The organism is Devosia indica (genome assembly GCF_003056405.1).
GTDB lineage: Bacteria > Pseudomonadota > Alphaproteobacteria > Rhizobiales > Devosiaceae > Devosia > Devosia indica.
Window position 1 is genome coordinate 99,221 of record NZ_PYVZ01000010.1, and the last position, 17,936, is coordinate 117,156.

18 protein-coding genes and 1 riboswitch are annotated in these 17,936 nt (G+C 63.4%); of the genes, 16 read left to right on the forward strand and 2 right to left on the reverse strand.

What is annotated here, in order from left to right:
• The first annotated feature begins 2 nt into the window (after positions 1-2).
• The 4 genes from DDE76_RS11305 to DDE76_RS11320 all read left to right on the forward strand — a co-directional run bounded on the left by DDE76_RS11305 (position 3) and on the right by DDE76_RS11320 (position 3,199).
• Complete coding sequence (locus tag DDE76_RS11305) at positions 3-695, forward strand: ribonuclease HII (RefSeq protein ID WP_104891789.1); 693 nt, start codon at positions 3-5, stop codon at positions 693-695.
• Between the two features lie 82 nt (positions 696-777).
• Positions 778-1,914, forward strand: a complete 1,137-nt coding sequence (locus tag DDE76_RS11310) for a site-specific DNA-methyltransferase (protein WP_104891790.1) — start codon at positions 778-780, stop codon at positions 1,912-1,914.
• Between the two features lie 108 nt (positions 1,915-2,022).
• Positions 2,023-2,667: a hypothetical protein gene (locus tag DDE76_RS11315; RefSeq protein ID WP_104891791.1), complete on the forward strand. Its 645-nt coding sequence runs from the start codon at positions 2,023-2,025 to the stop codon at positions 2,665-2,667.
• Positions 2,660-3,199 (forward strand): GNAT family N-acetyltransferase, encoded by a 540-nt coding sequence (locus DDE76_RS11320; protein WP_245891888.1) that lies wholly within the window; start codon positions 2,660-2,662, stop codon positions 3,197-3,199. Before DDE76_RS11315 ends, DDE76_RS11320 begins: the two co-directional genes overlap by 8 nt.
• Here the strand turns inward: DDE76_RS11320 and mutY are convergent.
• Together mutY and DDE76_RS11330 are read right to left on the reverse strand one after the other, a co-directional pair.
• Positions 3,192-4,220 carry an A/G-specific adenine glycosylase gene (gene mutY / locus DDE76_RS11325; RefSeq protein ID WP_104894730.1) on the reverse strand — a complete coding sequence of 343 codons (1,029 nt, stop codon included), beginning with the start codon at positions 4,218-4,220 and terminating at the stop codon, positions 3,192-3,194. The genes DDE76_RS11320 and mutY overlap by 8 nt on opposite strands.
• 49 nt (positions 4,221-4,269) lie before the next feature.
• Positions 4,270-5,064, reverse strand: coding sequence for an alpha/beta fold hydrolase (locus tag DDE76_RS11330; RefSeq protein ID WP_104891792.1), 795 nt, complete (start codon positions 5,062-5,064; stop codon positions 4,270-4,272).
• Between the two features lie 105 nt (positions 5,065-5,169).
• On the opposite strand from DDE76_RS11330, the gene DDE76_RS11335 reads away from it, so the two are divergent.
• The 12 genes from DDE76_RS11335 (at position 5,170) to gcvPB (ending at position 17,934) form a co-directional block, all read left to right on the forward strand.
• Positions 5,170-5,685, forward strand: coding sequence for a DUF721 domain-containing protein (locus tag DDE76_RS11335; protein ID WP_104891793.1), 516 nt, complete (start codon positions 5,170-5,172; stop codon positions 5,683-5,685).
• Between the two features lie 93 nt (positions 5,686-5,778).
• Positions 5,779-6,537 carry a DsbA family protein gene (locus DDE76_RS11340; protein WP_104891794.1) on the forward strand — a complete coding sequence of 253 codons (759 nt, stop codon included), beginning with the start codon at positions 5,779-5,781 and terminating at the stop codon, positions 6,535-6,537.
• Between the two features lie 24 nt (positions 6,538-6,561).
• Positions 6,562-10,017, forward strand: a complete 3,456-nt coding sequence (locus tag DDE76_RS11345) for an AAA family ATPase (protein WP_104891795.1) — start codon at positions 6,562-6,564, stop codon at positions 10,015-10,017.
• 257 nt (positions 10,018-10,274) lie between these two features.
• A complete protein-coding gene (locus tag DDE76_RS11350; protein WP_198650897.1) occupies positions 10,275-10,670 on the forward strand; it encodes an AtpZ/AtpI family protein in 396 nt (131 codons plus the stop codon).
• An 18-nt stretch (positions 10,671-10,688) separates the two neighbouring features.
• Positions 10,689-11,468 (forward strand): F0F1 ATP synthase subunit A, encoded by a 780-nt coding sequence (locus DDE76_RS11355; protein WP_104891797.1) that lies wholly within the window; start codon positions 10,689-10,691, stop codon positions 11,466-11,468.
• Between the two features lie 59 nt (positions 11,469-11,527).
• Positions 11,528-11,755 (forward strand): F0F1 ATP synthase subunit C, encoded by a 228-nt coding sequence (locus DDE76_RS11360; RefSeq protein WP_067459640.1) that lies wholly within the window; start codon positions 11,528-11,530, stop codon positions 11,753-11,755.
• 106 nt (positions 11,756-11,861) lie between these two features.
• Positions 11,862-12,512 carry a F0F1 ATP synthase subunit B family protein gene (locus tag DDE76_RS11365; RefSeq protein WP_104891798.1) on the forward strand — a complete coding sequence of 217 codons (651 nt, stop codon included), beginning with the start codon at positions 11,862-11,864 and terminating at the stop codon, positions 12,510-12,512.
• A 5-nt stretch (positions 12,513-12,517) separates the two neighbouring features.
• Positions 12,518-13,006, forward strand: coding sequence for a F0F1 ATP synthase subunit B family protein (locus tag DDE76_RS11370; protein WP_104891799.1), 489 nt, complete (start codon positions 12,518-12,520; stop codon positions 13,004-13,006).
• A 253-nt stretch (positions 13,007-13,259) separates the two neighbouring features.
• Positions 13,260-13,348, forward strand: a riboswitch (glycine riboswitch).
• A 149-nt stretch (positions 13,349-13,497) separates the two neighbouring features.
• Positions 13,498-14,658 carry a glycine cleavage system aminomethyltransferase GcvT gene (gene gcvT, locus DDE76_RS11375; protein ID WP_104891800.1) on the forward strand — a complete coding sequence of 387 codons (1,161 nt, stop codon included), beginning with the start codon at positions 13,498-13,500 and terminating at the stop codon, positions 14,656-14,658.
• 10 nt (positions 14,659-14,668) lie between these two features.
• A complete protein-coding gene (gcvH, locus tag DDE76_RS11380; protein ID WP_104891801.1) occupies positions 14,669-15,034 on the forward strand; it encodes a glycine cleavage system protein GcvH in 366 nt (121 codons plus the stop codon).
• 15 nt (positions 15,035-15,049) lie between these two features.
• Complete coding sequence (gene gcvPA, locus DDE76_RS11385; protein WP_104891802.1) at positions 15,050-16,393, forward strand: aminomethyl-transferring glycine dehydrogenase subunit GcvPA; 1,344 nt, start codon at positions 15,050-15,052, stop codon at positions 16,391-16,393.
• Positions 16,390-17,934, forward strand: coding sequence for an aminomethyl-transferring glycine dehydrogenase subunit GcvPB (gcvPB, locus tag DDE76_RS11390; RefSeq protein WP_104891803.1), 1,545 nt, complete (start codon positions 16,390-16,392; stop codon positions 17,932-17,934). Before gcvPA ends, gcvPB begins: the two co-directional genes overlap by 4 nt.
• The last annotated feature ends 2 nt before the right edge of the window (positions 17,935-17,936 follow it).

Below are 17,936 nucleotides of genomic sequence, written 5' to 3' on the forward strand. Positions count from 1 at the left end.
GCATGGCCCGGCGTCGCCCAACAGACCCGGCAACCGGAACGCTCTTTGCGGCCGAGGCCGGCTTTCCCGATTTCAGCCATGAGGAAATGCTGCTGGCGCGCGGGGCACGATTTGTCGCCGGCGTCGACGAGGCCGGTCGCGGGCCGCTGGCCGGGCCGGTTGTCGTGGCGGCGGTGCGGCTCGATCCGGACAATATTCCCGAAGGGCTCAACGATTCCAAGAAGCTGAGTGCCGAGCGGCGTGACGCGCTCTATAACGCGATCATGGCTTGTGCCGAGGTTGCCGTCGTCTCGGCACCTCCCGATGAAATTGTGCTGCGCAATATTCGCGGCGCGACCCTGGCCGCCATGGCGCGGGCGGTTGCGGCCCTGCCCTGCCCGGTCGATCGCGCGCTAGTTGATGGGCGCGATGTGCCGCCCGAACTCCCCTGCCCCGGCATCGCACTGATCGGCGGGGACGGACGCAGCGTCTCGATTGCCGCTGCCTCGATCATCGCCAAGGTCACACGCGACCGCATGTGCACCATCATGGATTGCGATGCGCCGCAGTTCGGTTTCTCGGGCCACAAGGGCTATGGCACGGCGGCGCATCTGGCCGCGCTGAACCTGCATGGCCCCAGCCGTCACCACCGGCGCGATTTTGCTCCCGTGGCAGCGCTTCTGGTGCGCGAAACGGTCATTGAGACGGTAGATTAACCCCTCGCTAACCCCTTGCGAACGCTCCATTAACCTCGCGCCCCTATAACGGGCTTGTTAGTACTGCGTTAGGGTTAAGTGTATGTTGCGTACCGCGCGTACGGCCAAGAAGGCCGATGCGGAAAGGCAGGCCACACGCCTGCCGATCGACACTATCCTTGTGGGCGATTGCATCGACCACATGAATAGTTTGCCGGCCGGCTCCGTCGATCTGATTTTCGCAGATCCTCCATATAACCTGCAACTCGAGCAGGGTCTGACTCGCCCCGACCAGTCCAGGGTCGATGCGGTCGATGATGACTGGGACAAGTTCGACAGCTTTGCCCATTACGACCAGTTTACCCGCGCCTGGATGAGCGCTGCCAAACGGGTGCTCAAGCCCGACGGGGCAATGTGGGTGATCGGCTCGTATCACAATATTTTCCGGGTCGGCACGGCATTGCAGGATCTGGGCTTCTGGATGCTCAACGACGTGATCTGGCGCAAGGCCAATCCGATGCCCAATTTCCGCGGTACGCGCTTTACCAATGCGCATGAGACGCTGATCTGGGCGGCCAAAAGCCAGAAGAGCCGTGTCACCTTCAATTATGAAGCCATGAAACTGGCCAATGACGATACGCAGATGCGCTCGGACTGGCTGTTCCCGATCTGCACCGGCTCGGAACGCCTCAAGGACGAGGATGACGGCAAGCTGCATCCCACGCAGAAGCCCGAGGCCCTCCTGTTCCGCATTCTCAATGCCACCACCAAGCCCGGCGACATCGTGCTCGACCCGTTCTTTGGGACCGGCACCACCGGCGCGGTGGCCCGAAAGCTGGGCCGCCATTTCATCGGCATCGAGCGTGAGCCCGACTATATCGCGGGCGCCCGGCAGCGCATCGCCACCATCCGCCCGGGCGTCTTCGAAGCCCTGCAATCGGTGACGCCCAAGCGCAAGGAAACCCGCATTCCCTTCGGCTCGCTTGTGGAACAGGGTGTGCTCGATGTGGGCACGCAACTTTTCGACGCGGGCCGGCGTTATTCGGCCATGGTTCGTGCAGACGGCTCGCTCGTCTCGGGTCCACACCAGGGGTCGATCCACAGGGTCGGTGCGCTGGTTCAGGGCTCCGAGTCATGCAACGGGTGGACCTTCTGGCACCACGAACGATCAGGACGAATGGAGCCGATCGACACATTGCGCGCCGACATTCGTCAAAAACTTGATTTGCTTTCTGCCTGATCCTGACCTCCAATCAGTTCACAGGCTCTAAAAACTGGCCGCCGGTTTGCCCCGGCGGCCTTTTTGTTTGCTATGTTGTCACCCATTCATACCTGTTGGGGGCGGGAAATGGGGGCACTTGTGGAGTGGATGGGCGAATTGCAAGGTGGCGCGCTGACACTCGTCAGCGCAACTACGACATTCGTGTTTGGTATTTTCGCGATAATACTTGGTGCACTTTTCAATTCGTACTTAAACCGCAAACGAGACAATAGGCTTCGCGAACTTGAAGCATTGTCCACCACTGCTGCGCTCTATGGTGAAATCCTACTACTCCGACCGCAAGTCGCCAGAATTGCAAACCTTGTAGCTACAGCATACTTTGACGAAGGTTTTTCCCCGAGACCGAACGTTAAGTTCGACGAATACCTGTTAGAACGCAGCGTCTTATCTCACCCGACGATATATTTGGCATTGTCAAACAAATTGGGCATTCTCAAGCCTGATCTCATTCTCGCGATAACCAAGTTTCACGCAGACTGCCAAGAAGTTAGGGATTGGCTTCCCAAACTGTTGCCTGATGAAAAGCGCGGGTACACATACAGCGTACTTCACCTATTGGACCCTGCCTATGACGCGGTGATGGGTGTCGTCCCCACGCTTAGAAAAATTGAAAATAGCCTGAGCATAGTGGCAGCAGATGATCCGCCCATGAAAAAAGCCATAAGCGCGCGACGCTACGAGCAGCAAACGTGGGAAAACCAAGGTGAGTAATGGTCGGCATTCCCTTCGCAACACAAGGTTCGAACTAGGCCTCAACATCACCATCCGCCCAATAACCCTGGACGATGCCGGGGGCTTTCACGCCGCGCTCGACAGCGTGGTGCGCGAACGCCGGTTTTTGCGTCTCACCGAGGCCCCGCCGCTGGCGCGTTCGCTGCAATTCATTGCCAGCAATCTAGCAAGCGGCAACCCGCAATTCGTTGCTATCGATGGGGATGAGATCGTGGGCTGGTGCGATATCTGCCGCAGCGGCGAGCAGGATTCGGAGCATTGTGGTGGGCTTGGCATGGGGCTGCTGGCCAGCCATCGCGGCAAGGGCATCGGCACTACCCTAGTGACCGCAGCGCTCAATGCGGCGCAGGGAAAGTTCGAACGGGTGGAACTGGAAGTCTATGCCTCCAATACCCCAGCCATCGCACTCTATGAAAAGGCCGGCTTCGCCCATGAAGGCCGCCGCCGGCGGGCGTTGCTGCGCGATGGCGTCCACGAGGATATCTTGATGATGGGCCTGCTGCTCAGCTAAGCCCAGCCTCCGCCAATACCTTCCTGAACAGCGTGGGCAGCGCCTCGCCCTTGAGGGCATCTGGCGGCGCCCACCAGCCGGCATTGAGGCCGTCAGGCGCAACGAGCGCCGACCAAACCTCCAGCTCCAGCCGGAAATGGGTGAACACATGGACCACCTGGCCATGCCGGCGCCAATCGCCTTTGGCGGGGAAATCCGGCTCCCCTAACACATCGCCCCAATCTGAAGTCGGCACTTCCGTCATGCCGGCAAGCAGGCCCTTGCCCGGGCGGGATTGCAGGTAAACATCTCCGCCCCCGTCGCGCATGACGAAGGCATGGCCACGGCGGACCGGTCGCTCGGTCTTGGCCGGCTTGACCGGATAGCGCGTCGGCTCGCCCTGCTGCCGGGCTTCGCAACCATCGTGCAAGGGGCAGACCAGACACATGGCGGCGCGCGGGGCGCAGATGGTGGCGCCCAGGTCCATCATGGCCTGGGCAAAATCCCCGGCCCGCTCGGGCACGGCCAGTTGCAGGGCGCCGCGCAATGCATCCTTGGCCTCGCGCACCGGTACGTCGAGCGCATAGTAGCGCGCCAGCACCCGGTCGAGATTGCCATCGAGCACGGCAACGCGTTCGTCAAAGCAGATCGCGGCGATGGCGGCGCTGGTATAGGCGCCGATGCCGGGCAGGCTTTGCAGGCCGGCGGCACTGTCGGGAAACACCCCGCCATGCTCCGCCACCACGGCCCTGGCGCAGGCATGCAGATTGCGCGCCCTGGCATAATAGCCAAGCCCGGCCCATTCGCGCAGCACGTTGTCGAGCGGGGTGGCCGCCAGGTCCTGCACTGTTGGCCAGAGCGTGGTGAAGCGCACAAAATAGGCCTTCACGGCCGCCACCGTGGTCTGCTGCAACATCACTTCGCTCAGCCATACCCGATAGGGACCGGGCCGAACGCCCTGGCGTCGGTCTGCCGGCGAAACCCGCCAGGGCAGCTCGCGCGCATGGCGGTCATACCAGGCGAGCACGGATGTTGAATCAATGGGATGTGGATGGGCGATGGGCATAACCCCTCATACCCTCTTGAGGAAGTCAGTGCGCGGCAAAAAACTCGGCAATCACAGGTGCAATCGCCTCGACGCTGACATCATGTCCCTGCCCGGCCAGAATATGCCGGTGCGCCCCCGGCACCCCGGCCGCGACCCAGGCCGCCCCGGCGTCGATAAATGGAAAGCTGCTGTCGCCGTTCACCACCAGCACGGGCACGCCAATCTGCTGCCAGCGTGCCGGATGGTGATCGCCATCGGTTGCCTCCGCCAGGATCCGATAGTCATGCTCGATGGTCCCGCCCACCGCCGCGAAACCCGGCCAGGCGGGCGATTGCTTGAACCCGGCCAGTTCCTCAGGCGACATGAATGCCCCCATGAACAGGCTCATCATCGCCTCGGCCTCTCCCCGTTCGGCCAGTGCCGCCATTTCGCTGTGTTGCTTCCATGAGTCTGCCGAAGGCTGGTCAACATCAATCGGCGGTTCGTAGAGCAATACAGACGTCACTTTGCCAGGAAGCGCGACGCCCGCCTCGAGCGCCAGCACCGCGCCCGACGACATGCCATACAGCCCCGCCTGGCCACCGAACAGATCGATCAGCGCTTCGATGTCCTCGATTTCCCGTGCAACCGCATAGGGCGCCGTATCGGTGGATTGCCCACGTCCCCGCCGATCAAAATTGATCATCGTGAACCGGTCCGAGAGCTGCTCGATCAGCCTGGGCGTCGTTGGATCGATGGCGCGATATTGCGTGGCGCCGGCAACCATGATGATCACCGGGCCGCTGCCTTTTGCCTCATAACCGATGGTCGTTCCGTCCTTCGAGATAAGTGTGGGCATATCAACCGTCTCCTGTGTTCCTGACGGCGCGACGAAACAGCGAACAATAATTCGACATTAGCGGGGTGGGCTTGTGCATCAAGCATCACGAGCGATATCTGGTGCATGGCAAAAGACGCGCTGCCCGAACCCAAACGCCGAAACAAGACGCTGTCGGTTTCCGACGCGCTTTCGGGCGCGCTCGACCCGGTACTGAAAAAGCGCGGCTTTGCCGGGCGCGACATCATCGCCCAGTGGCGTCACATTGCTCCTCCGCCATTCGACCAGACGACCCTTCCCGACAAGTTGAGCTGGCCGCGCAGCAATCACGGGGCCGAGGGTGCCACGCTCTACCTGCGCTGCGCGCCGGGCCAGGCCCTGTTTGCCCAGCATGAGGCGCCGGTCATTGCCGCCGCGGTCAATCGCTATTTCGGCTACGTGCTGGTCAATGATGTCAGATTGTCGGCGGAGCCATTCACCCCCGGTTCAGGCCAGAAGGTGCAAAAGCCCTATCAACCGAGCCAGAGCGAACTTGCAAAGGTCGGCAAGGCGACCGAAATGGTCGAAGATGACGATCTGCGGGAAGCGTTGAGGACCCTGGGTCTGGCGCTCTCGCGCAGGTCGAACATGAAGAAACAATAATGCCGTTCACCCCCAAGTGATGCGCGTGCCCACTTGCCGACACCATCCTCGTGTGTAGTGTCGCCCGGCAAAAAATTTTCAGGAGCCTGAGACGTGAAATTCAACCGCCGCGAAACAATCATCCTGGCCGCTGCTGCTTCGGCGGTGACCCTTTCGGGCATTTCGGCATCGCAGGCTGCTGAAGGCGACATGATCGACCAGGCCGCATTGATGGCGCCGGCCGGCGGCCTTACGGACAAGGTCGAAGGCAATGCCGATGCACCGGTCACGGTTATCGAATATGCCTCGCCCACCTGCCCGCATTGCGCGTCCTTCCACAACACGGTCTATGAGCCGTTCAAGGAAGCCTATGTCGAAACCGGCAAGGTCAAGTTCATCGTGCGGCCCTTTGCCCGCAATGCACTGGACGCAGCCATCTTCCTGCTTGCCGAAGCGGCCGGCGAAGAGAACTACCACAATGTGATCGCCACCTATTTCAAGACCCAGAACGAGTGGGGCATGTCCGACAAGCCGCGCGACGCCATCTTCACGGTGGCCCAGCAGCTCGGTTTTACAGAGGAAAGCTTCTCGGCCGCCTTGACGAATCAGGAGGTGTTCGCCGGGATCGAAGCCCAGCGCGAGCAGGCTCTGGACGAGTTCGGGCTGACGGGGACACCAACCTTCTATGTCAATGGCAAGACGCTTTCGGGAGGCAAGACACTCGAGCAGCTCGCTGCCGAGATCGACCCGCTTGTGCCCGCCGATTTCGTCGCCCCGGCTGCTGCCGACGCCATGGCGCCTGCAGCCGATGCAATGGCGCCTGCGGCTGACGCAATGGCACCCGCAGCCGACGCGATGGCGCCTGCCAACTAATAGTGCCATCAGGCGGGTGAACGCATGAAGTTCTCCCGCCTGAAGCTGCACGGTTTCAAGTCGTTTTCCGATGAAACCGTGCTCGTCATGGAGCCGGGCCTGACCGGCATTGTCGGGCCCAATGGCTGCGGCAAGTCCAATCTGGTCGAGGCCATGCGTTGGGTCATGGGCGAAAGCTCATACAAGGCCATGCGCGCCTCGGGCATGGACGATGTCATATTCTCAGGCTCCGGCAATCGCCCGGCGCGGAACAGCGCCGAAGTCACCCTGGTTCTCGACAACTCCGATCGCACCGCCCCGGCTGTGCTCAACAACGCGGACGTGCTCGAAGTCACGCGCCGCATCGAGCGCGAGGCCGGATCGGTCTATCGCGTCAATGGCAAGGAAGTGCGCGCCCGCGACGTGCAATTGCTGTTTGCCGACGCTTCGACCGGCGCCCATTCCCCAGCCATGGTGCGGCAGGGACAGATTGGCGAGTTGATCGCGGCAAAGCCCACCGCCCGCCGTGCCCTTCTCGAAGAGGCCGCCGGCATTTCGGGCCTGCACTCCCGCCGTCACGAAGCCGAATTGCGGCTGCGCGCGGCCGAAGGCAATCTCGAACGGGTCGATGACGTCATTGCCCAGGTGGAAAGCCAGCTTGAAACCCTCAAGCGCCAGGCGCGGCTGGCCAATCGCTATCGCGGCCTGTCGGGCGATATTCGCCGCGCCGAGGCAACTCTGTTCCACATTCGCTGGGTGGCAACGCGCGCTGCGGAAAAGGAAACCGAAGCGGCGCAGGCCGTGCTGATCCGGCAATTGGCCGATGCCACCCATGCCGAGCTCAATGCGCAAAAATCCGTCGAAACGGCGGAAGCCGCCCTGACACCGCTGCGCGAGCGCGATGCGGTCACCGGGGCGGTCTTGCAGCGCTACACCATTCTGCGCGAGCAATTAGCCGAGGAAGCGCGCCGCATGGGCCAGCGCCGGGCCGAACTCGAGGATCGGCTGCGCCAGATTGCGGCCGACGGCACCCGCGAACGCGAACTGGTCGGTGAAGCCGAGGTGACCTTGGCCGCCTATGCCGAGGAACAGACCCAGCTTACCGCCGAACAGCAGGCCGCGCAGGCCGCGTTCGACACTGCCCGCGCGGAGGCCGAAGCCGCAAAAGCCGCCGTTGCCGAAGCGGACGCCGCCACGCGCGAGGCCGCCGATGCCCTGGCCCAGATGCGCGCCCGCCGCATCCAGGCGGAACGCAATCTGGGCGACGCCCGCAATCGCCGCGCCCGGCTGGCCCAGCAACTGGCCGAGGTCGAGGCCGATCAGGCCCGCGTCATTGCGACGCTCGAAGCCGACGAGACGCTTGCTGCCCGGCGCGCCGCGCTCGATGCGGCGCAGACCGCCACAACGACGGCTGAACTGGCGGCCCTTGCTGCCGAGGAGGCTTCCGGCACTGCCCAGGCCAGGCTCGATGCGGCCCGTCCGCGCCTGTCCGAACTCGACGCGCTGGTCACCCGGCTTGAGGCCGAGGCCTCAACGCTGGGCAAGATGCTCAATACCGGGTCCAGCCTGTGGCCTGCGGTCGTCGACGAACTCTCGGTCGAGCCGGGCTATGAAACCGCGCTCGGCGCCGCGCTGGGCGATGATCTGGAAGCCTCGTCCGATGCCGGGGCGCCAATGCACTGGTCCATCGCCATTGACGGCTATGACGACCCGGCCTTGCCGCAGGGTGCCGAACCGCTATCGCGCCATGTCACCGGCACCGAATTGCTCAAGCGCCGGCTCGACCAGATCGGTCTGGTCGATGCGGTCGACGGGCCGGGGCTGATGAAGGCGCTCAAGCCCGGCCAGAGACTGGTAACGCTGGACGGTGCGCTGTGGCGCTGGGACGGTTTCGTTGCCGCCGCCGATGCCCCGAGTGCTGCTGCGCAGCGTCTGGCCCAGCGCAATCGCCTGGCCGAACTCGACGAGGAAATCCTGCGCGCCAAGGGCGAGCGCAATAGCTGGCGCCGGGATGTCGATGCCCTGGTGGCCGCGCTCGACACGGCGCGCCAGAGCGAGCGCACCTGCCGCGAAGACTGGCGCAAGGCCCAGCACGCGATCGGCGCGGCCCAGGCCGATCTCGACAAGGCGCAGCGCGCCATGGGTGATCTCGCCACCCGCCGCTCGACGCTTGAAGAAGCCCAGGCGCGGCTGGCCGCCAGTGTCACCGAAGCCGAGACCATGCTGGCCGAGGCCGAGGCCGCGCTGGCCGAAGCGGGCGACGAAACCGAAATGGCGGCCGCTGCGGAAGCAGGCCAGCAGACGCTGACGGCGCTGCGCGACAAGGCCGACCAGGCCCGCCTCAAGCTCAGCACGGTGGAATCGGCGGCGCGCATGCGGGCCGCGCGACTGGAGCAGCTTGGGCGGGACAGCGCGGCCTGGCAGCGCCGCCGCGATGGCGCGCAAGCGCAATTGGCCACGCTCGACCAGCGCATGGCCGAGGTGCAGGCCCAACTTGCCAATCTGGCCGAAGCGCCGGAGGGCTTCGAGAGCCGCAAGGCCCAGTTGGATGACCAGATCGAAACCGCGCAGGCGGACCACAAGGCCGCGGGCGACCGCCTGAGCGCAGCCCAGACGGCATGGCGCGACGCCGAAAAGTCCCTCAAGGGCGCGGGTGACGCGCTCAATGCGGTCCGGATCGAATTGACCCGCATTGAGGAGCGGCTGAAGGGTTCCATCGCCCAGCGCCAGCAGATCGAACGCCAGGTCGAGGAATCGCTGGGCATTCCGGCTTCGAAGACGCTCGAGGCCTCAGGCATCCGCCCCACCGAAGCGCTACCCAATGAACATGCCACCGAGCAGAAGCTTGACCGGCTCAAGGCCGAGCGCGAGCGGCTGGGCGGGGTCAATCTGTCAGCGGAAAAGGAAGCCGAGGAAGTCCAGGACAAGCTGGACACCATGGTGCGCGACCGCGACGACATCATCGAGGCCATCGCCAAGCTGCGCGGCGGCATTGCCGCGCTCAACCGCGAAGGCCGGGCAAGGCTCAATGAAGCCTTCGGCAAGGTCAACGCGCATTTCCAGGAGCTGTTCACCACCCTGTTCGGCGGCGGCACGGCCGAGCTGCGTTTCGTGGAAAGCGATGATCCGCTTGAAGCAGGCCTGGAAATCATCGCCCGGCCACCCGGCAAGAAGCCGCAGACCATGACGCTGCTCTCAGGCGGCGAGCAGGCGCTGACCGCGATGAGCCTGATCTTTGCGGTGTTCCTGACCAATCCAGCGCCGATCTGCGTTCTGGACGAGGTGGATGCCCCACTCGACGACGCCAATGTCGAGCGCTTCTGCAACCTGCTCGATTCGATGCGCCAGCGCACCAATACCCGCTTCATGGTCATCACCCACAACCCGATCACCATGAGCCGGGTGGATCGCCTGTTTGGTGTCACCATGGCCGAGCGCGGCGTGTCGCAACTCGTCTCGGTCGATCTGACGACGGCAGAGAGCTTCCGGGAAGCGAGCTGACCCATCGATTGGCAGTGCGTCGCGCCACCCCGCGCCAAGGCCGGCAGGGGCAGAATCCCCCCGCCCTGCCCTGACTCTGCCATGATCGCGGTGTGGACAGCATGCCGCACCCCCGCCACACACCAAATCATCTCGTTAAAACAGACACTTACACAAGCCGCACGCGCCTTGACACCAATTGGGGCCACCACTATGTTGCGCGCGACTTAAAGGGCGTCCGGAAATTCCGGAAAATGGCCGGCCAAAGGGAGCAGCGGATGACCAGTTCGCCAGACGACCAGGGCCGATCAGATAGCGCCCGGGGGGTGACGCACGATCTCGCATCGCGTATCGCCTCTGCCAAGCGGGAGCGCGACCGGGAGGACAACAGATCCGCCCGAGATGCTTCCCCGGAGATGAGCGGTCTGGCGCGCGGCATGCGTATCGGTACCGAATTCATCGCCGCGGTCCTGGTGGGTGCCGGTCTCGGCTACCTCATTGACCTTGGCCTGGGAACCAGCCCCTGGGGCTTGCTCATCCTGCTGCTGATGGGCTTTGCCGCTGGAATCCTGAACGTCATCCGAGTGGTGGCGGAAATGAATGCCGCCTCGCCTGCCCCCAAGGGTGCCGATCTTGGCCCCGAGGTGGAAGACGAAGAGCGGACTGAGAATTGATGACGCTTAGAGGGCTCCATGGCCGGTACTGACCCGATCCACCAGTTTGTCATCTATGACATCTTCGAGCTGTTTACCGTTGGCGGTGACGGCACCGAAGGGTCGGGCACGACGTTTGCCTTCACCAATTCGGCGCTGTTCATGGTGCTGACGGTGGCCACGATCGCCCTTTTCCTGCTGCTCACCACCTCAGGCAAGAAGCTGGTCCCGACCCGCGCGCAGCTTACGGCCGAACTGTTATACGAGTTCGTGGCGGGGATGGTCCGAAGTTCGGCGGGCACTGCCGGCATGAAGTTCTTCCCGCTGGTGTTCAGCCTGTTCACCTTCATCTTTGCCGCCAACATGTTCGGCATGGTGCCGTATTTCTTCACCGTCACCAGCCACATCATCATCACCTTTGCCCTTTCGATGCTGGTGTTCCTCACCGTCATCATCTACGGCTTCGTCAAGAACGGCCCCAAGTTCCTCAAGCTTTTCGTACCGGCCGGTGTGCCGGGCTATATTCTCCCCATCGTGACGCCGATCGAGGTCATTTCCTTCCTCTCGCGTCCCATCAGCCTCTCGGTTCGTCTGTTCGGCAACATCCTTGCCGGCCACATCACCCTCAAGGTCTTCACCGGCTTTGCGGTCATGATGATTGCGGGCCTTGGCGCTTTCGGCTGGGCCGCCGCTATCCTGCCCATGCTGATGGCAATCGCCCTTACGGGCCTCGAGTTTCTCGTCGGTGCAGTCCAGGCCTATGTCTTTGCGGTCCTGACCTGCATGTATCTCAACGACGCGATCCACCCGTCCCACTAACCACCCATTCTCGGTGGATGACCCACCGGAACCCAAAAGTCGCTTGAAAGGACATTAAAATGGAAGCTGAAGCCGCAAAGTTCATCGGTGCCGGTATTGCCACCTTCGGTATGGCTGGTGCCGCCCTGGGCGTGGCCAACATCTTCGGCAACTTCCTCTCGGGTGCCCTGCGCAACCCGTCGGCTGCTCCGAGCCAGTTCGGTAACCTGATCTTCGGCTTCGCCGTGACCGAAGCTCTGGGCATCTTCTCGTTCCTGGTTGCCCTGATCCTGCTGTTCGTCGCCTAATCGCGCGACTGCACCGAGATTGCCGCAGCCGGACGCAATGTCCGGCTGCGTTCCCTTCTCCAGTCAATCACGACTGGATGACCGGATTTAACGGGACCTCTACCAGATGGTAACGCAAGCCTACGCTCAAGAAGCGGAAACCCCAGCAGACGACCACGGCGCAGAAGCCGCGGGCGCCGCTGATGCCATGCATGTCGAGGATGGCGTTCACGCCGATCCGACCGCAGACACGCATGCCACGACCGAAGCGCACGGCGATGCCGGCCATTCGGACGTGTTCCCGCCTTTCGACCCGGCCACTTTCCCCAGCCAGCTCCTCTGGCTCGCCATCACCTTTGGCGCGCTGTATCTGTTGATGAGCAAGCTGGCCCTGCCCCGTATTGGCGGCATTCTGGACAACCGCAAGACGCTGATCGACACCGATCTGGCGGCTGCCGATGCGGATCGCCAGAAGACCGACGCTGCCATCGCGGCCTATGAAAAGGCCCTGGCAGAAGCCAAGGCCAAGGCCCAGGGCATTGCCAATGAAACGCGCGAAGCCATTCAGGCCGATCTCAGCGCCAAGCGCGCCGCCGCCGAGGCCGATCTCGCCGCCAAGGTCAGCTCTGCTGAAGCCAGCATTGCCAAGACCAAGGCCGAGGCCCTCACCCATGTCGACGAAATCGCGGCTGAAACGGCTCAGGCCGTGGTCAGCCAGATCGTTGGCGACGTTCCGGCCGACAGCATCCGCGCTGCCGTTGCCAAGGTTAAGGGGTAAGCCTGATGCCAGAATGGTTGGATAACAGCTTCTTTGCCATGGTCGGCCTAGTGGTGTTCCTCGGGCTGATGGTGTTCTTCGGCGTGCCGGGGATCATCGGCAAGATGCTCGATGGCAAGATCAAGCAGATCGAGACTGATATCGCCGAAGCCAAGCGCCTGCGCGAGGAAGCCGCCGCCCTGCTCGTTGAATATGAGCAGAAGCGCGTCGCTGCCGAAAAGGAAGCCGAAGGCATTGTCGCCGCTGCCAAGGAAGAGGCTGAGCGCCTGACCGTGGAAGCCCAGGCATCGCTGGCTGATCTCGTCGCCCGCCGCACCGCTGCGGTGGAGGACAAGATTGCCCAGGCCGAGGCCCAGGCGGTTGCCGAAGTGCGGGCCCGCTCCGCAGATATCGCCATCGAGGCCGCCCGAAGCGTTCTCTCGGACGAGATGAACAAAAATGGCGGCAAGGTCGTCGACGCGGCCATCGCCGATGTGGCCAGCCGACTGAATTAAGACCGATCCGGTCGCACCAGATTTGAAGGCGGGCAGCGATGCCCGCCTTTCTTGTTTGGATACCCCCACCCCGCCTCCCAATGATAGGGGGAGGAGCAGATCGAGCTTGCCTCGGCTGTTGATCAAGCTCGAAGCGATCCCTCCCCCTATCAGGGGGAGGCTAGGTGGGGGTACTAGGACGGGCGTACATGACACATATCCTGTGCCCAGCATCAGCCCCCAATTGACGACCCGGTGAATCTCCACCATGGTGCCGTCAACTGCGGGAGAGACTGGCCACGCGCCAGCGCCGAAGGAGCAACCGCCCCGGAAACTCTCAGGCCAACGGACCGCAGTTGGGTCAAACACTCTGGAAAGCAGGCTGATCCAGCCTCTCCGAAGGAGCAACCGGCGCTCAGCCGGGAAATCTCTCAGGGCAAGGACAGAGGGGGCACGTATTTCCGCTTTCCGGCGGAGCCTTGACGTGTCGCCTTTGAACCCGAGTGGTGCCCATGGCTGAAGCCAGATCCGAAGACCTTTTGCAAACCCCGCTTTACGAGCGTCATGTGGCTGCCGGTGGCCGCATCGTACCGTTCGGCGGCTATGCCCTGCCCGTGCAATACCCCACCGGCATCATGGCCGAGCACAAATGGACCCGCGACCAGGCGGGTCTGTTCGATGTCAGCCATATGGGCCCGAGCTTTCTGACCCTCAAGGATCGCAGTGGCGATGCCGAGGCCGATCATGCCGCCGTCGCGGCGCTCGTCGAACCGCTGATCTGCGGTGACATTGCCGGCCTCAAGCCCGGCCAGGTCCGCTACACCTTGCTGCTGAACGAAACCGGCGGTGCCCTGGATGACCTGATGGTCGCCCGTTCGCCCCGCTTCCCCGGCGCACTCTATGTCGTGGTCAATGCCGGCACCAAGGAGGCCGATTTCGAGCTGCTGGCAAAGGCCGCCGGTGACAAGGCGGATTTCCAGCGGGTCGATGACAATGCGCTGCTGGCACTCCAGGGCCCCGAGGCCGTCGGGGTGCTCACTGCAATGGTGCCGGGCGTGGTCGAACTGGGCTTCATGCAGTTCGGCGCGTTCCAGTGGGAGGACGAGGAACTCATCATTTCCCGCTCCGGCTATACCGGCGAGGATGGCTTTGAACTGCTCTGTTCGGCCAAAAATGCTGCCCGTTTGTGGGACGCGTTTCTGGACGACCCGCGCGTCAAGCCAATTGGGCTGGGCGCCCGCGACAGCCTGCGCCTTGAGGCCGGCCTGCCGCTCTATGGGCATGATTTGGATGAAACCGTGTCGCCCATCGAGGCCGATCTGGGATTTGCCGTTTCAAAGCGCCGTCGCGAGGCGGCCGACTTTCCTGGCGCGGCCCGCATTCTGAGCGAACGCGAAGGCCAGCTCACCCGCAAGCGCGTTGGCCTGATTGTCCAGGGCGCCCCTGCCCGTGAGGGTGCCGAAATTCTCGACGCGTCGGGCACTGCCATTGGGGTGGTCACCAGCGGCGGCTTTGCGCCTTCCCTGGGCAAGGCGATTGCCCTGGGGTTCGTCTCGCCCGACCACACCGCCATTGGCACACAGCTCCAGGTTTCGGTGCGCGGCCGCGCGCAGCCAGCCGAGATCGTGCCCACGCCCTTCGTCCCCCACCGCTATTTCCGCAAGTCAGTCTGAGGCCCCCGCCATGACCACCAAGTTCACCCCCGACCACGAATATATTCGCGTTGAAGGCTCCACCGGCACTGTCGGCATCACCAGCTATGCCCAGGAACAGTTGGGCGACATCGTCTTTGTCGAGCTGCCCGAAGTGGGCAAGGTGCTGAAAAAGGGCGACGAGGCTGCCGTGGTGGAATCGGTCAAGGCCGCTTCGGAAATCTACGCCCCGGTGTCGGGCACCGTCACGGCCGTCAATGATGCGCTCAACGGTGAACCGGGCATGGTCAACGCCGATCCGGAAGCCGGTGGCTGGATGTTCAAGATCGAGGTCAGCGATGCCGGCGAACTGGACAAGCTGCTTGATGCCGACGGCTACGCCGAATTGACCCTCTGACCAGACCGGACGTCCATGCGCTACCTCCCCCATTCCGACCACGAGCGCGCCGAGATGCTTGGCGCCATCGGTGCTGCCGATATCGGCGCGCTGTTCTCCGCAGTGCCGAAATCGGCGCTCAAGTCGTTCAAGCTCGACCTGCCCGACCACAGCCCTGAATTTATGGTCGAGGCGCATATGCGCGCGCTCGCCAACAAGAACCAGGCAGGCGGTGACGGCCCGTTCTTTGTCGGCGCCGGCGCCTATCGGCACCATGTGCCAGCCACGGTCGACCACCTGATCCAGCGCTCCGAATGGCTGACGGCCTACACGCCCTACCAGCCGGAAATCTCGCAGGGCACGCTGCAGATGCTGTTCGAATTCCAGACCCAGGTGGCCAAGATCACCGGCATGGATGTGGCGAACGCTTCGCTCTATGACGGCTCGACCGGCACTGCCGAGGCCGTGCTGATGGCCCGCCGCCTCACCCGCCGCAACAAGATCGTGCTGTCGGGCGGCCTGCACCCGCATTACCGGGATGTGGTCAAGGCCTATCTCAAAGACGACGCCGATCTGGTCTGCCTCTCCCCCTCCCCCGAGGGTCAGGGCGATATTCTCGAGCATATCGACGGCAACACGGCGGCCATCGTCATCCAGACCCCGGATTTCTACGGCCATCTGCGCGATCTCAAGGGCGCTGCCGAGGCCGCCCATGCCCAGGGCGCACTGCTGATCGTGGTGGTCACCGAGGTGGTGTCGCTTGGCCTGCTTGAGGCGCCCGGTGCCTTGGGCGCAGATATCGTCGTGGCCGAAGGGCAGTCGATTGGCAATGCGCTCAATTTCGGCGGCCCCTATTTGGGCCTCATGGCCACCCGCAAGGAATTCATTCGCCAGATGCCGGGCCGGGTCTGCGGCGAAACGGTCGATGCCGATGGCAATCGCGGTTTCGTCCTGACCCTATCGACCCGCGAACAGCACATCCGCCGCGAAAAGGCGACGAGCAATATCTGCACCAATTCGGGCCTGTGTGCCCTCGCCTTCTCGATCCATATGGGACTTCTGGGTGAAGCCGGCTTCGTGCGTCTCGCCCGCCTTAACCACGCCAACGCGATCCGCCTGGCGGACGCCCTCGACGGTGTGCCCGGCGTCACCGTCCTCAACCAGACCTTCTTCAACGAAATGACCATTCGCGTTACCCAACCTGCCGCCGGTCTGGTCGAGCGACTGGCGAAGCGCGGCATTCTGGCCGGAGTCCCCGCGAGCCGCCTGCTGCCCGAGGATCCCGAGGTCAACAACCTCCTTATCCTGGCCGCAACCGAACTGACCACCGAAGCCGATATCGCTGCCCTTTGCGCCGCGCTGACGGAGGAACTGGCATGAGCATGAACAATCAGGGCCGCCCCACCGGCATTGGCACTGCAGGCACAGGCGCATCCGGTTCGGCATTGCTGCCGGACGAACCGCTGCTGTTCGAAATCGGCGATACCGAACATTCCGGTGTCGACCTGCCCGAGGTAACGCTCACCAATGATCGCCTTGGCGGTTTTGGCCGGAGCACCAGGCTCGATCTGGCCGGCCTCACCGAGCCGGAAGCGATGCGCCATTATGTGCGCCTGTCGCGCCTCAACCACTCGATCGATAGCGGCATGTATCCGCTGGGCTCGTGCACCATGAAGCACAATCCGCGCCTCAACGAGAAGATGGCGCGCCTGCCCGGCTTCGCCGATATTCATCCGCTGCAGCCGGTTTCGACCGTGCAGGGCGCGCTGGAGCTGATGAACCAGCTTTCGCACTGGCTGATGACGCTGACCAACACCGCCGCCGTGGCCCTTTCGCCCAAGGCCGGTGCGCATGGCGAATTGCTTGGCATGATGGCGATCAAGGCTGCGCAGGACGCCAAGGGTGAAGCGCATCGCAGAATAGTCCTCGTTCCCGAAAGCGCCCATGGCACCAATCCAGCCACCGCCGCCTTCCTGGGCTATAGCGTCAAGCCGATCCCAGCCCGCGACGACGGCACGGTGGATGTGCAGGCGGTCAAGGATGCCCTTTCGCCCGAGGTTGCCGCGATCATGCTGACCAATCCCAATACCTGCGGGTTGTTCGAGCCGCAGGTGATCGAGATTGCCCAGGCCGTGCATGATGCCGGAGCGTTCTTTTACTGCGACGGCGCCAATTTCAACGCCATCATGGGCGTGGTGCGGCCCGGCGACCTGGGCATCGACGCCATGCATATCAACCTGCACAAGACCTTCTCGACCCCGCATGGCGGCGGTGGACCTGGCGCGGGGCCAGTGGTGCTGTCTGAAGCGCTGGCGCCTTTTGCGCCCGTCCCCTTCGTCCGCAGGGGCCAGGATGGTCTGGAGCTGGTCGAACATGTCGCGGGCGAGGCCCTGGGCCGCGTCACCGCCTTTCACGGCCAGATGGGCATGTATGTGCGCGCCCTCACCTATATGCTCAGCCACGGCGCCGACGGGCTCGCCCAGGCAGCCGAAGACGCCGTCCTCAACGCCAACTACGTCAAGGCACGCCTCGAGCACCTGTTCTCGGTGCCGTTCCCCGACTACCCCACCATGCATGAGGCCCTGTTCGACGACAGCTTCCTCAATGGCACGGATGTCTCCACGCTCGATTTCGCCAAGGCGCTGATCGACGAGGGCTTCCACCCCATGACCATGTATTTCCCGCTGGTCGTGCATGGCGCCATGCTGATCGAGCCCACCGAGAGCGAGAGCAAGCAGACGCTGGACCGGTTCTGCGACGTGATGGCCGAACTGGCGACAGACGCGAAGTCCGGCAATTCGGCCCGCTTCACCGCTGCGCCCATGAAAGCGCCACGCCGGCGGCTGGATGAAACCCGCGCCGCCCGCCAGCCCATTCTCAAATGGGAACGCCCGGCGGACCTGCCACAGGCGGCCGAATAGCA

Coding starts and splice junctions, on each gene's coding strand:
- DDE76_RS11305 (WP_104891789.1), top strand. CDS start 3: ATGGCCCGGCGTCGCCCAACAGACCCGGCAACCGGAACGCTCTTTGCG.
- DDE76_RS11310 (WP_104891790.1), top strand. CDS start 778: ATGTTGCGTACCGCGCGTACGGCCAAGAAGGCCGATGCGGAAAGGCAG.
- DDE76_RS11315 (WP_104891791.1), top strand. CDS start 2,023: ATGGGGGCACTTGTGGAGTGGATGGGCGAATTGCAAGGTGGCGCGCTG.
- DDE76_RS11330 (WP_104891792.1), bottom strand. CDS start 5,064: ATGCCCACACTTATCTCGAAGGACGGAACGACCATCGGTTATGAGGCA.
- DDE76_RS11335 (WP_104891793.1), top strand. CDS start 5,170: ATGGCAAAAGACGCGCTGCCCGAACCCAAACGCCGAAACAAGACGCTG.
- DDE76_RS11345 (WP_104891795.1), top strand. CDS start 6,562: ATGAAGTTCTCCCGCCTGAAGCTGCACGGTTTCAAGTCGTTTTCCGAT.
- DDE76_RS11350 (WP_198650897.1), top strand. CDS start 10,275: ATGACCAGTTCGCCAGACGACCAGGGCCGATCAGATAGCGCCCGGGGG.
- DDE76_RS11355 (WP_104891797.1), top strand. CDS start 10,689: ATGGCCGGTACTGACCCGATCCACCAGTTTGTCATCTATGACATCTTC.
- DDE76_RS11360 (WP_067459640.1), top strand. CDS start 11,528: ATGGAAGCTGAAGCCGCAAAGTTCATCGGTGCCGGTATTGCCACCTTC.
- DDE76_RS11365 (WP_104891798.1), top strand. CDS start 11,862: ATGGTAACGCAAGCCTACGCTCAAGAAGCGGAAACCCCAGCAGACGAC.
- DDE76_RS11370 (WP_104891799.1), top strand. CDS start 12,518: ATGCCAGAATGGTTGGATAACAGCTTCTTTGCCATGGTCGGCCTAGTG.
- gcvT (WP_104891800.1), top strand. CDS start 13,498: ATGGCTGAAGCCAGATCCGAAGACCTTTTGCAAACCCCGCTTTACGAG.
- gcvH (WP_104891801.1), top strand. CDS start 14,669: ATGACCACCAAGTTCACCCCCGACCACGAATATATTCGCGTTGAAGGC.
- gcvPA (WP_104891802.1), top strand. CDS start 15,050: ATGCGCTACCTCCCCCATTCCGACCACGAGCGCGCCGAGATGCTTGGC.
- gcvPB (WP_104891803.1), top strand. CDS start 16,390: ATGAGCATGAACAATCAGGGCCGCCCCACCGGCATTGGCACTGCAGGC.